The organism is Thalassospira sp. MCCC 1A01428 (assembly GCF_002115825.1).
GTDB lineage: Bacteria > Pseudomonadota > Alphaproteobacteria > Rhodospirillales > Thalassospiraceae > Thalassospira.
This window is the reverse complement of record NZ_JFJZ01000050.1, coordinates 16,852-30,045: the sequence shown is the minus strand read 5'-3', so window position 1 is coordinate 30,045 and position 13,194 is coordinate 16,852. Positions and strand designations below refer to the sequence as shown.

Annotated in this window: 10 protein-coding genes and 2 pseudogenes; 6 read left to right on the top strand and 6 right to left on the bottom strand. The window is 50.1% G+C overall.

Features of this window, described 5'->3' with window-relative positions:
• Positions 1-307: 307 nt before the first annotated feature.
• From THS27_RS22760 to THS27_RS22740, 5 genes are all read right to left on the bottom strand, one after another.
• On the bottom strand, positions 308-1,276 hold the full coding sequence (locus tag THS27_RS22760) for an SIR2 family protein (protein WP_168184978.1): 969 nt from the start codon (positions 1,274-1,276) through the stop codon (positions 308-310).
• A gap of 539 nt (positions 1,277-1,815) precedes the next feature.
• Entirely contained in the window at positions 1,816-2,919 is a 1,104-nt protein-coding gene (locus THS27_RS22755; protein ID WP_085594800.1) for a hypothetical protein, read from the bottom strand.
• 1 nt (position 2,920) lies between these two features.
• Complete coding sequence (locus THS27_RS22750; RefSeq protein WP_085594799.1) at positions 2,921-3,544, bottom strand: hypothetical protein; 624 nt, start codon at positions 3,542-3,544, stop codon at positions 2,921-2,923.
• A 105-nt stretch (positions 3,545-3,649) separates the two neighbouring features.
• A complete protein-coding gene (locus THS27_RS22745; RefSeq protein WP_085594798.1) occupies positions 3,650-5,881 on the bottom strand; it encodes a S8 family serine peptidase in 2,232 nt (743 codons plus the stop codon).
• Positions 5,882-5,928: 47 nt separating this feature from the next.
• Positions 5,929-7,077: an AAA family ATPase gene (locus THS27_RS22740; RefSeq protein WP_085594797.1), complete on the bottom strand. Its 1,149-nt coding sequence runs from the start codon at positions 7,075-7,077 to the stop codon at positions 5,929-5,931.
• A gap of 541 nt (positions 7,078-7,618) precedes the next feature.
• Here THS27_RS22740 and THS27_RS22735 point away from each other — a divergent pair.
• Entirely contained in the window at positions 7,619-8,473 is an 855-nt protein-coding gene (locus tag THS27_RS22735) for a type IV toxin-antitoxin system AbiEi family antitoxin domain-containing protein (RefSeq protein ID WP_085594796.1), read from the top strand.
• A pseudogene (locus THS27_RS27765) lies at positions 8,460-8,567 on the top strand (nucleotidyl transferase AbiEii/AbiGii toxin family protein); the annotation flags it as partial. The gene THS27_RS22735 and the pseudogene THS27_RS27765, both read left to right, overlap by 14 nt.
• Before the next feature lie 158 nt (positions 8,568-8,725).
• On the opposite strand, the gene THS27_RS22730 reads toward THS27_RS27765, so the two are convergent.
• Complete coding sequence (locus THS27_RS22730; protein WP_085594783.1) at positions 8,726-9,538, bottom strand: helix-turn-helix domain-containing protein; 813 nt, start codon at positions 9,536-9,538, stop codon at positions 8,726-8,728.
• 122 nt (positions 9,539-9,660) lie between these two features.
• Here THS27_RS22730 and THS27_RS22725 point away from each other — a divergent pair, with 122 nt between their 5' ends.
• The 4 genes and pseudogenes from THS27_RS22725 to THS27_RS27680 form a co-directional block, all read left to right on the top strand.
• Positions 9,661-11,733 carry an FUSC family protein gene (locus THS27_RS22725; protein ID WP_210402987.1) on the top strand — a complete coding sequence of 691 codons (2,073 nt, stop codon included), beginning with the start codon at positions 9,661-9,663 and terminating at the stop codon, positions 11,731-11,733.
• Positions 11,730-11,945, top strand: coding sequence for a DUF1656 domain-containing protein (locus tag THS27_RS22720; RefSeq protein ID WP_085594782.1), 216 nt, complete (start codon positions 11,730-11,732; stop codon positions 11,943-11,945). Before THS27_RS22725 ends, THS27_RS22720 begins: the two co-directional genes overlap by 4 nt.
• Positions 11,946-12,010: 65 nt before the next feature.
• Entirely contained in the window at positions 12,011-12,883 is an 873-nt protein-coding gene (locus tag THS27_RS22715; RefSeq protein WP_246833072.1) for a biotin/lipoyl-binding protein, read from the top strand.
• 182 nt (positions 12,884-13,065) lie between these two features.
• Positions 13,066-13,194: pseudogene (locus THS27_RS27680) on the top strand (IS5/IS1182 family transposase); the annotation flags it as partial.

The window sequence follows — 13,194 nt, the reverse complement described above, 5'->3', positions numbered from 1 at the left end:
AGGGCCTTATCAACCAAAAACGATGCCAGCCGGACGATTAGAACAACAATGACTAATACGGCAAACAGTGCTGCCCAGAATGTCGCAGTTTCGAGAACAGTTGGATCAGCAGAACCGGCAGGGATTATGGGGGGCATATTCTGTCCGGCTGCCATTGCGGTACTATTGGTCATGAGTAGGGGCAGCATCGTCGGCAAATGTTTCATCTTTTTTCTCTACGGGCTCGTCACGAATACCAATGAGGCTGAATAGCCATCCAGAGACGCAAAAAGACGCCATTTGCCCTCACTGACTAAATAAGTGCATGTCAGCTTGTTGTTTTAGTGGCGCTCAGGTTCATAAGGGCATCATATAGTTGCTCCCATCCCCCTATCCACGCGGGTCTCACACCCAGGTGTGTGAGACTGGAAAGAAGAATCTCCTCGGAAAGCTCGTCTAATGGCTTCGGGCGAATCCAGATGTGTTCTGGATTTGAACGAGCAGAGTTCCCATGTACATAATGGTAATCTTTGACATCAGCTTCGATTGCACTCATCCATCGTCGGATGTTGGCATCAGACATCGATAGTCCGCAGAAAGCCATTCGTGTAGATTGTGCATGGAATAGGAAAACACTTTGAGCCCATGCTGATCTCCCGCTTGATAGAGCTAAATATTCTTCTTCCAAAAACACCAAACGATCCCGTCGATCCTTAGGATGACCACCCGCTCGCTCCAACGGGGCAATTGAGCCATGGCAATGATAAATTGGAATTTTCGATCCGCGACCTGCTCCAGACCCATTGACGGCGGAATAGTAGTAAGGCGGATGACCGTGCGGCGGCGGACCTAAGTAGTGATTTCGACGAAGGTGTAAGTCGATATAAGTTTCCAGAAACGTGTCTGCATTGAATGAAATTACGGCCAATGGGGCATGGCCTAGTTTCGCGGAATCTACCAAATAACGGCAAATCGGAAATAGAGAACTATCCGGAAAAGAATTTTCCAGAAATTCACATACCTCAATTACTTTATTCTTCTCAATGGTTTTCGGTCTGTTTAATACTGCTGTTAGGTACTTTTCCAGTCCGAGTCCTCGCGCCTTGTTGCGAATGTTCGCATACAGACATTGCTCGATGGCTTCGGTCACTTCGGTATTCGTCTTTCCTTTCCGCTTAAATTCGTTGGCTGCATTCTGTATCAGGCCATCAAGTGACCACCCGAGCTTGAGTAAGTCGTCGAAAGTCTCCTTGGGGATGCTCTGGCTGAAAGCCAGCGACATAAGTTCTTGAGTCAAGTCCTGCCAATCTGGAGCTATGCCCCTCGATATGCCAGCTCCCAAGGTGAGGGTGTATCTGTTAGCGCTTAGATAGCCCCTGAACTTCTCATTGTTTGCAACAACTGGCTTTAGGGTACTTTTCCTAACTGAAGATATTGCTCTCACAATCCGGCCTTTCGCTCTCTCCCGCAAGGTAGCCATGAGTGGACGCTTACATCTAAAGTTGTGGTTATGACAGGGTCTATGTGCAAACTCTTTTGCAACCTCTTCTGACGCGAACTGCCGTCCGCGATGAGGCGTTGGGTCCCACGCTAGATTAACGCTTACTTCTGTCCAGTCGCGACCTAAAGCAGCTCCATACTGACCTTCCCCCCGGAACAGTCTCACTCACCCTGTAAGTGAGACTGTTCCGGGGGGAAGGTCAGTATCTTGATTGGCATAGCGATCCCGTGATGGCGGTGATGACTCAGTGATGACAGGAAAAATGTTCGTGCCCTTATGATCAAAGACCTATGCAAGTAGAGAGAGCTCAGCCTTTTTCAGCTAATCACGTTATCTCAAGCGCCAATTTGTGTTTCTTTAAGAACGGAGCGCCGCCAGTCTGCTGTCGGGATACTGATACGTTGAGCTTCCATCGCAACATCGGTGGCGAGTTCACTCACTTCCGAAGATAATTCCCTTAGGCTGAGGACCTTGTCTTCGTCTTCGAGTATTGTTCTTGAGCCGTCTGGCGTTGTGAGTTGCCGAGCCAAATTGAGGTTGTTTGCCAAGTATTCAAGGTATTGGTCGCAATTGGCAATGAGAGAGAGTTCTTCAACGATGGTGTGCTGCAAGAGACCGCCGTCGCAATGCCACATCAAAGCAGCGATATCATAGCTGGAGAGAGCGACCTCTCGATCGTCTTTTTCCATGTCGCGTTTTACTGTTTTGAGAAACCGTATCAGCTTTCTGGCCCCGCCATTCACCTCACGGTCTTTGCGGTCAATCATTGCCATGTGTTTGAACGGTTTATTATTAATTGGAACTTGAGCCACATTATCCCAAATGCAGACGTCGCGATCTTCCTGAAGCCCATACAATTGATAGTCGACAGTGTCGTGCCAGTAGGACGGGACGACATCAATCTTACGTGCTAGCGAACCGCCAGATAACTTAATTGACTTCGCACCAGTGGTATCGACATCTGCCGACCAGTATCTTTGAGAGAGTATCGTTTCGGATTCCTTACGTAATTCTTGCATGTAGGATTTGGTTGTACGTTCGGCTGCAGAATAGCGACGACTGCCATTTGGGTCATATGTTAGGAAAGATCTATGCAGAGCCAATAGGTCGACATCGCTTGTTCCACGAATGTGCACGTTGAGTGGTACAGATCCCTGCAATTCAAGTTCAATTGGAATATTCTTGGTTTGTAGTGCGATTTGCAATTGACTTCCGACTCGTTCAGCCTCGTCTTTGCTAATTCTCGTATATTTGGGATCAACCTCTTGCATAGCGCCCAGGCAGTACTTGGTCGCTTCGCGGTCGGTTCGACGCTCATAAGCCTCTTTGTGGTCCAGTGCTTCGCCAAGAAGCTCTGCAGCCAATGAATCTGCTGAATAAGTACTGCCTGAGCGTCGACGATGCATTCTCTGCAGGCGGTCAGAGTAATTACGCGACATGTTAGTTTCCTTCCTTTGTCAAATGCATCCGACCAAATGTATAGCGGCCTTTACTGTTGAAATACTCTCCATCGGCGGATTGAAGGTCAGCTGAGAACATAAGTTCTGCAAAACCGACATGACGCTGAAGTTCTGGTTCTCCCATTCTTGGTTCATTTTGGTAACTGTAGAGCAGCCGAAACTGCTCGTTCGGCATGCGAATAAGAGCTGCGGAAATACTGAAAGAGGCGGACTGACCAGTCTGCAAGTGGACCCATATTTTCTCCCAGCTTTGCGTAATGGTAACAATGGCTTGCCAATCATTTGTAACATTACCTGCTAAATCGCAGGTTTGTCCTTGGCAGTCCCATTGACCATTTAGATTCGGAATTTTTAGCCAAAGAACGACCCACTTCCATCTCCAGACGAACTTGTTAAAAGCCCAATGTACAACAAAAAACACTGCACTAGCTGTTAACGGCCAAAGAACGATCGGGGGTATCGAGATATATTGAGAGGCGAAATCCGAAGCTAAACCGGCCAAAAGAACCGTTGCTGATGATACAGCAGCAGCTATCGTCCCCAAGATACGGCCAATTTTCGCGCGACTGTGGCCGATAACCGAGTATTCATGGTCCTGACGCATCAAAGCTTCCCTTCCCACACGAAATTTTCGCGGGCCCCTTTAGAGTTAGACTGCCTACGACCTCTGCAGAAAACTGCTTGCGGTCGTGGGTTGTGAATTAATTGGTTAACCTTCGGTATCAACTTCTGTCTCAATCGAGAGGCCAAGTTCTTCCACCTCTGTACCCATCATCAAACGAAACTCGTTATAGGTGTCGTCCTCTGAATCGTTGCTTTCCAGCGTCAGAACAAAAGTTACCTCATGAGCGCGTTCTCGAATGATCGCATCATCAAAAAGGAAACGATGTCGCCAATACAATCTGGCTCCAACCTGTAACCGGTCAGCTTCCAGAAAAGGCCCATTTTTCTCGGTAAACTGAGCCTCAAGAAACTGAACAGGTTGCCATTTTTGTTCTTCCCTACGTGCTTTGTGCTCGTAAGTGGTCGGTTTATCTGTTCCGAGCAGGCCCGCCCACTTTTCTTTTCCTTTTGGCAAATGGCGAACATTCGACTGGATACGCAGAGAGAAATACTCGTCTCCAGCACGTTCTACAGTGGGTTCCAAAATCGCAATTAATCGAATGCGTCCGACCAAGCGACCGTTTTTGATCATGCTCGGCGGAATGGCAATATCCGTCCAATAGTAGGATTGCTGAGCGCGCATATCTTCTGACCAGGCCATGATCACCATGTTTGGCGGACAGTTCCATGGCTCATTGATCAGAACTGGAGATCCATACCCCAAGTGCTCATCATACTTCCCTTTTGGCAGATCAGCGGCATTCAGGATCAAGCCACGGACCAGATCCGGCGTGGGATTGCTTACGTGTTCGAAGCAATGGGCTGCTAGGCGGGAAACCAGAGGTGCTGCAAAACTTGAACCACGCACGATAGATCCACCCAGAACCCGATGAGTTGAAAACCAGCTTAGGTCTGGTTTGAACATCAATTCAGGTCCGAATGCAGTCCGTGAGATGTCACATTTTCCACCTAAAGTCTCAAAAAGCCCATTCGTGGTACGACCGGCAACGACCAAAGCGGCATCGCAATCTGCAGGAGGTGAAATGACCTCCGGACTGCCGGGTTCTCGATTGCCGCTAGAGATTACGATGAGGTTCTGATGTTTTCGACAGAGGCCAGCCAATAGGTGGGCCATTTCGCTCACTTCAAATTCGTGAGCTGCGTAGGGTGTATTTGCCGAGAGGTTCCAGACGCGGGTCTCAGGATGCTCTGTCATAACCTTGTCGAGATGCAGAACCAGCTCTTCTGCTGTGACTGGTGTGACTCGTATATCGTCACGTTGGACGGCCTGAACAATACCTAAACGGCATGGTAAATCTGGAATCGGTAGGCTGTTGCTCCAGCGTGTCGCATCTACAACCATGGCGGCGATCATGTTGCCATGGCGTCGATCCGCCTCATGATCAGTAACCAGCTTGTCACTTTTCCAGGCGATTGCATTCAGATAACTGTTGGCGTGGTATCCGCCGTCGATAACGCCGATGATTGGTGCATGGTCGAGATTGTAAGGCAACTTTTCGGGCTCTCGACCTCCACCAGGGCTCACACTGCGCGGTGTTGTAATGGGCTCCCAGCGTCCGATAGAGCCGCTGAGCAGTAGCTGGCCAATCTCTTCAACACTTTGCAGTCCTAGAATGAGGGTCTTTGGTTGAGGCTTTCCAGCGTCATAAAGTGCGAGTGTTCTCCCTTGTGTCGGCACCAAATCGCGTGCAGTCGGCTGATCGCGGGTTTCTTCTGCCGGTGACAATATCCAGACATCACGTAAGGTATCTTCCAGATAAGAACAAACAGCACTTTGGCTGTCTGTTGAGACGTAGGGGGCAACTGTGAAACGAATCCAGAGGCGATTTTTCTCATCGCGATACGCTTGGCTTACCAAGTCAGAGTGACGTTCATACTCACGTTGAAGAGCGGACGTGAATGGTTCGATATTCAAAATGTTGGAGATATCGATCTGGGCTTGCTTGGTAGGCTTTTCGATCCGTCGTTGAAGGCTACGCAAACCGTGCTCTGTGAATTCAATGACGTAGCCCCCGCGCCAGGGAGCCGTGATCTTGCAGCCTGAAATCCCACACAGTTCGTTAGGGGTATGACTGGGGGCGGCAGCGTCATGGTGAAACTGTATCCAGAGCAGTATTCTGCCAGAGAAACGAGGCAGGGTAGAAAACTGATCAAGTAGCCGTGAAACACGCTCATATGCGCGACGGCGGCAGGCATCAAAGCGCTCTGCTCGTTGCTTTTCGAGTTTACGTCCACCGGACGCACGTACTTTCTGCTCACTTGGAGACTTTGTGAGCCGCAGTGCTGGGTTATTGAATACAGGACGATTATCTGCCACAGGATATACCCCTAGATAGAGATATTATCCTATAGGTTGTTCTGCATTTATTTCAACAATTTACTAATATGTTGACGTGTTGTGGACAGTAGGTCCCCTATTTCAACCTGCCGTAAGCCCCCTCGTTGTTGAAGCTGCTTTGCGAGCTCTTCCATCTCGCTGGTTGTCAGGGCAGATGCTTTCGGGCGTCGGATTTTTCCGGTTTCGCTTGCCAAGATAGCAGCTGTGACCTGGGCCAGTTCAATGGGTTTGCCAGTAATTACTGCACGCCGTTTCGTCGCCAGTGAAATTTCCCGGATATCGGAACAGCTCAAATGGCTAGAGCATACTGACAATGCCTGAAGTGGCCTTTTTTCGGCTTCGTCCGAAAAGAGATAATAGTTCCATAACGCGCTTCGCAATTCTTGTGACGGTAATTCGACTTCAATATTATGCGTAAAACGTCGCCAAATTGCCGGGTCGAGAATATCGGGATGGTTTGTTGCACCGATCACAATACTGGTCGGTCCCAGATTATCTAGTCCCTGCAACAGAGTATTTACCACTCTCTTTAACTCACCCAGTTCTTTGCGATCGTCCCGGAACTTTGCCAAGGCATCCAGTTCATCCAGGAACAAGATGGTATTGGTGCCGTCGACAAAATCAAACAAAGCACGGATGTTTTTGGCTGTATCGCCCAGCAGAGATGAAATCACGCTGTCGAGACGCACGATATTAAGTGGTCGTCCGAGACGTTGTGCAAGATGACGGGCGATATGGGTTTTCCCGGTGCCGGGGGGACCATAAAGTAAAAGCGTGTTGTTGGTTTCAAGTCCGGCTGCAGCCAGTTTCTCCGCATGACTGAACTCTTCAATGATCAAGAGCAATTCTTCCTCGAGGCCGTCTTCAAGCAGCAGAGGTTCTCGCGGATCGCTATCAGGTTGAAGAAGTGGTGTGCGGGTTTTAGCATCGACAGGAAGTCGTTCCGCACTTTGAAGAGGGCGCAAGTTAACAAGCGGTTTTTTGGTCAACCGCATTAATTGATCTCGCACTTCTTGTTGATCCGGTCCCGAATAGTGACGAGAGATGTCAGCCAGCTTGCGAAGCAGGCTGGTATTGTCACCAGACAGTGCTGTACGGGCCAAGTCTACTAAATCCTTGCCTGGGGCGAGTGGTTCGGCAACCAGTGTGTCAGGATTACGAGATATCTGTTTCATGGCCGATCTGCCTGAGCTTTGAACTTGGAATCGAAAGCCCGACAGTAGCACTGCACATGATGTGATTGCTTCTGTCGGGCAACTATAACAGTCGCCTAAAATCTGGATTTTGTCAACAGATTAGGCGATTTTGTCACCGGATTTTCAAGGTTTGTCACCGAAATCACCTGTTTTGTAAACAGAACACCGTAGCCCCTGGCGATTCATCAATTGATTGTTCAATGAGCTGTGATGGGTACTCACTTGCGGAGTATGGCAAGATAATACGTATTCTTTCGTGGTCCCTCTGCCTGTTTAGGCAGGGGGATTTGTTTTGGGCGTTTAGGCCCTGGGTCTTCCATCATTCACTTTGCGAAAGTCTGGTGTCGTTCGGACCAAATGATGCAGGTCGGGATCGATCCAACTACAAATCTCCTCGATGAGGTCGTTCATGGCGACGGGGCGTTTGGTTTGGAGATAATATAAAACACTCAATTGAGTTGAGCATATGGCCATATATTCAAACTTGAGAATGGTTTGGTAATCATGTAAAATACTCAGTATGGCTGAGCAAAACGCATCTCTGTTAAACCGACTTGAGAATGACCTCCCCGAAGGGCTGGTCGTGGATGCCGCATGGCTGGAACAGCGCGGCATCGCCAGCAATCTGCGCGCCTATTACGTCAAGAACGGCTGGCTGGAACAGCCGGTGCGCAGCGTCTATAAAAGACCGCGCGGTACGCTGAGTTGGCAGCAAGTCGTCATCTCGCTTCAAACCCTGCTTCTGCGAACCCCGTTCTATGTCGGTGGGCGTACGGCGCTTGAGCTACAAGGCTTTGCCCATTATCTCTCGTACGAAACCAAGACCGTCCATCTTTACGGACCGGAAAAACCGCCCGCATGGCTGGACAAGCTCAATCTTCCTCAGCGATTCGTCTATCACAACAGTGCAACCCTGTTCCGCAACGACCCGATCACGCAGGGGCTTGGTAGTCTTGCCTGGAATATCGCAGATGGAACAGGGCGCGATCTTACCCGCTTTCAGGGCAGCGGCCTGACCTCACTTGCCTGGGGACAATGGGATTGGCCATTGACGCTTTCCCAGCCCGAGCGCGCCTATATCGAAATGCTCGATGGCTTACCGCGCCATGAGAGTTTCCATCAGGCCGATATGATCATGCAGAGCGCAGCAAATTTCAGCCCAAGGCGGCTGCAAAAACTGCTCACCAATTGCGGTAGCGTGAAGGTCAAACGCCTGTTCTTCTATTTTGCGGATCGTCATGGCCATGCCTGGCTCAAGCGTCTGGACAAAACCGCTATCGATCTTGGCAAGGGCAAGCGCATGCTTGTACCCGGCGGCAAGCTCGATCCAACGTATCTTATAACCGTGCCGGAGGACCTTGATGCCATTTCGTGATCAGTATCAGGCTCAGGTCAGGCTCCTCATGCGCCTCATTCCCATCGTGGCGCGCGAAACCTGTTTTGCGCTCAAGGGTGGAACGGCGATTTCGCGTGGATCTGATCGGTGATCCGCTTGACGGTTTTCTTCTCCCTTTGAACCGTCGTCAATGTGTTCTCTTGAACGAGGGCCAACAACATGTGCGGCCACTAATAAATAGAGAGCGGCAGGAAACAAGGGAGGGCAACGTTTGAACAGGCCATGCCTTCGTCAATCTTTTATCGGTCGTTTTGTACCCGTGAGAAGTGTCGCTCTGTACTGCGCAGGCGTGCTTCCCAAGGCTGCTTTAAACATTGTGATGAAGGCATTAACTGATTCATAGCCCAATTCAACTGAAACATTTTGAACCGTAGCGCCGCTTGCCAGCTCCCGGAGGGCGACGACAAGGTGCAGTTGCTGGCGCCAACGACCGAACGTTAACCCCGTCTCCCTGATCATCAAACGGGCCAATGATCGTTCGCTCATCGCCACACGCTTTGCCCATGTGGCCAGGGTACTCCGATCGGAAGGTTCTATTGTCAGAGCATCCGCTATCATCCGGATTTTTGAATTACTGGAGATAGGGAGATTAAAACGTTCTCGTGGCATCTCTGCCAGTTCATCCAGAGTTACCCTTGCGAGCCGCGCGGCATGGTTATTTAGAGGATAATCAGTGTTTTGGTCGGCCAGCCAGCCGATCATTTCCCGGATCATGGGGGATATGGATAATGTGCAACAATTTTCCGGTAAATTCGCAGATCCCGGTTCAACGAACAAATAGCTGAGGCGGGCATTGAAGGTCGCTCTGGCACTATGCTGGACTCCGCCAGGAATCCAGACGCCGCAGTTGGCTGGTACGATCCAGATTTGATCATCCGCAGTGCAGGTGACGGCTCCATGTCGTGCAAAAATAAGCTGTCCTTTTCGATGGGTATGCAATGGGACCTCTGCTGCGTGTTCTGCGAAGTCAAGATGACATGCAACCGCTGGGCAGGTCGTGAGATCGGGATCGAAGACTGAAATAGCGGATTGTGCGCGGATCATTTTTGGCATTTTTTCGATATTTTTTGACAGAATATCGAATTTACTCGCTTTTCCAACTCAGTGATAGTGGGGGCATGAACATATTTTGCATTTCATGCAGACCTTTCACGAGTAGTAGAATCATGATGGCATGGTTGCGTTTGAATATATGGCGTTCACCTGTGTTAAAAGCAGATACAGACGCGTTGTGTTTTTCGGCCAAGAGCTTTGCCGCGGCGATGCTGGCATATTATATTTCGCTGCGGATTGGACTTCCCAAGCCATATTGGGCGATCGTTACCGTCTATATCGTCTCACAGGGATCGGCAGGGGCGTCACTTAGTCGCGGGGTTTATCGCCTTGTCGGCACAATTGTTGGTGCCGCCGCAACGGTAGCTATCGTGCCAAATTTTGTGAACGATCCCATCGTATGTAGTGTGGTTCTCGCAAGCTGGATTGGTCTGTGCCTTTTCTTTTCGTTGCTTGATCGCACGCCCCGTGCATACGCTTTTGTTCTTGCTGGCTACACTGCCAGCTTGATCGGTTTTCCGAGTGTGCTTGAACCAGGTGCCATTTTCGAGACTGCTTTGGTGCGGGTTCAGGAGATATCGATGGGGGTCCTTTGTGCAACCCTGATCCACCGTTTTATTTTACCAAAACATGTGACGCATCATTTTATGGGCAAGTTGGCGGTAACTTTGCGGGATGCGTCTTTGCTGGTCGATAAAGTACTTTGTGGGGCGCCGGAAGAACAAACCCGTTCCGGCCGCCGCCAGCTTGCAGCAGACCTTTTAACGCTGGATGGGCTGGCAACGCATTTGCCCTATGATCCTGCACCGGTAACGCCGCGTCGGAAAGAACTGAGACTGATCCATGATCGTCTGGCCCGATTGCTTCCGCTGACGACAGAGATTGAGGACCGGATTCATGCCCTTAAGTCAGCAGATCATCACGTGCCTTACGAACTCTCCCAATTGCTTGGAGAGGTTCAAACGTGGGTAACTGCCTCTGAGGAGACCAGACGTAAGGATCCGCCGGTCCGGTTGATAGAGCGCGCGCAGCTGCTTCAGGAAGGTGTCAGTGCCAGCGGTTTGGCAGATAGTGAAAGGGTTGCTGCAAACCTTGCCGGGCATGTCGCAGAGATGATTAGTTTGCTATACGATTGTGATCAGATTAAGCGAAATATTGCGCGAGCGAAGCCGTTACGCAAGTACGCATTCTCTCAGGAATTTAAACGTGCAAAAGGCTATGTCTATCACAGGGATTCCTGGATGGCTGCGCGGGCCGCATTAGGAGCCATTACCGGTATCCTTATTGGCTGTGCTTTTTGGATTTGGTCAGGCTGGCCGGAAGGGGGGCTGGCTGTTTCGATTTTGGGTGTATGTTGCGCCCTGTTTGGAAATGCCGATGCACCGGCCCCGAATGTTGCCAGGTATATGGTTGGTTCGGTTTATGGCGTGGTCATCAGCCTTGCTTATAGTTTTCTAATTTTCCCGCGTGTAACGGATTTTGCGGAGCTTGTTATCGTTCTCGCGCCGTCTTTTCTGCTTGCCGGGTCGCTGCAAGCACGCCCTCCAATGACGTTCAAGGCACTTGGTATTACGCTGACCATTCCAATTCTCTCCGGGTTGGGCTCGTCTTATACAGCTAATTTTGCCGACTCTCTCAACACTGTTGTTGCCCTTTTTGCAGCAATCGGTTTCGGGCTGATAAGTATGTCCCTGTTCCAAACCGTGCCGGTTACAACGCTGATCCATCGGCTGCTACGATTAAGCAGGCGGGACATAAGACAACGTGCCCTTGGTATTGCAAGACAGGATGAAGCCCACTGGACGAACCTTATGGTTGATAGAACGGCGCTTTTGCTACCAAGGCTTCGGTTATCAGAAAAATCCTGTCTCACCCCGTTCGATGACACATTACATCATCTTCGCATTGGTCACGCCGTTGGCCAAATTCGCAAGATTAGTGGTCAGGTTGACAGCGAGATGAAGCACGAAATTCGCGCAGTTCTTCTGATTATCGCCACATATTTCGCGGGCGCGAAGACACCGAAATCTGACCTGCTTATTTCTCTGACCGACCGCATTCAATGTTTGTTGGCGAAGGTCGTAGACAGCTCGATTGACGAGCGTTCGATATTGCTCAACTTGCTTATTGATCTGTGGTTTGCCCTACGTTTGCAAGGTTCGATGGAAGGGCAGGTGGACTTATGATGATCGACTATAACGTTGGCGGCGTCCTGATGCCTGGTTTGCTGGTATTTGCGCTTTTTGCGCTTGTTGGCACCGTTACGATAACCCGTTTTCTGTCCCTTACAGGCATTGTCCGTATTTTTGCGCAGAAGCCGCTCATAGAACTCGCCACATTCGTTATCATTTACAGTCTGTTTGCGCAGTACGTGCCATCTACAGGACTATTCCGATGAAATCTGTTCTTGCCGTTATTGGTCGTTATACCCTGACGCTTTGCCTGGTTGCCGTCACGTCTTATATGGCGCTAAAGGTCTGGGGGCAGTATGAGCAAAAGCCGTGGACCCGGGACGGTCGCGTAAATGCAAATGTTGTGCAGGTATCGCCTGAGGTTTCGGGAACTATCAGTGCGGTACCTGTTGTTGATAACCAGTTTGTTCATCAGGGTGACATTATTTTTGTAATTGACCCTGAACGCTTCAAGCTTGCCGTTGCGTCTGCGCAGGCGGATGTCGAAGCCAAGTACCGGGAAAAGCTTGTGCATGAGGCGTCTGCGCGGCGGCGTAACAAGCTTAAAGGTGTTTTGTCTCAGGAAAATATTCAACAAACAGATGGCGAGGCGGCAGTCGCCGCAGCTGCATATCATGGGGCACAGGTCGCATTTGATCTCGCCAAACTCAATCTTGCCCGCTCGGTCGTCCGTTCACCTATTGATGGTTATATAACGAACCTGGGAATTAGGTCTGGTGATTATGCTGTGACAGGGGCAACAAAAGTTGCGGTTCTTGACGCAAATAGCTTTTGGGTTACCGGTTATTTTGATGAAACAAAACTGGGGAAAATACGTGTTGGCAATGCGGCCCAAATGACGTTGATGGGCAGTGATAAGCCGTTGTCTGGTCATGTCGAGAGCATTGGTCGTGGAATTAATGAGACTAACGGTGCCCCGGGGCATTCGGGTTTGCCAAGTGTGGAGGCAACATTTTCCTGGGTGCGCCTTGCCCAGCGTTTTCCGGTTCGCATTCATATTGATCAAGTGCCGTCCGAGGTTAATTTGGCTGCGGGTATGACAGCGAGCATTTTGATCAATCCGCGATTACAAATAGCGACCTGTGACGGATCGAAAAGCCAAAATTGGGGGTTTATAAGCACCTCGGATTGTGACGGATATTAACAAGGCGCGTTGTACATATACTGACTTTACACATAAAAGAGCCGGTTTGTTGCTGGCCGGCTGTCTTATGTGCTGCCGACGGTTTGCAGAATAATCTGCATGTCCCCCCCCGACCCCGCTGTCGGTTGCACATGACGAAGAGCCGGTGCTTTTGCATCGGCTCTTTTGTCCTGGAGGGTCAGAAGGTGGAAAACATGTTCGGGAAAATCAAAGACTGGCGGCGTGTCCACACCCGCTAAGACCGATGCGCACACACCTTCATGTCCGCTATATGCATCCCTGCAACCATCATCTTCTGGATCAATCAATGA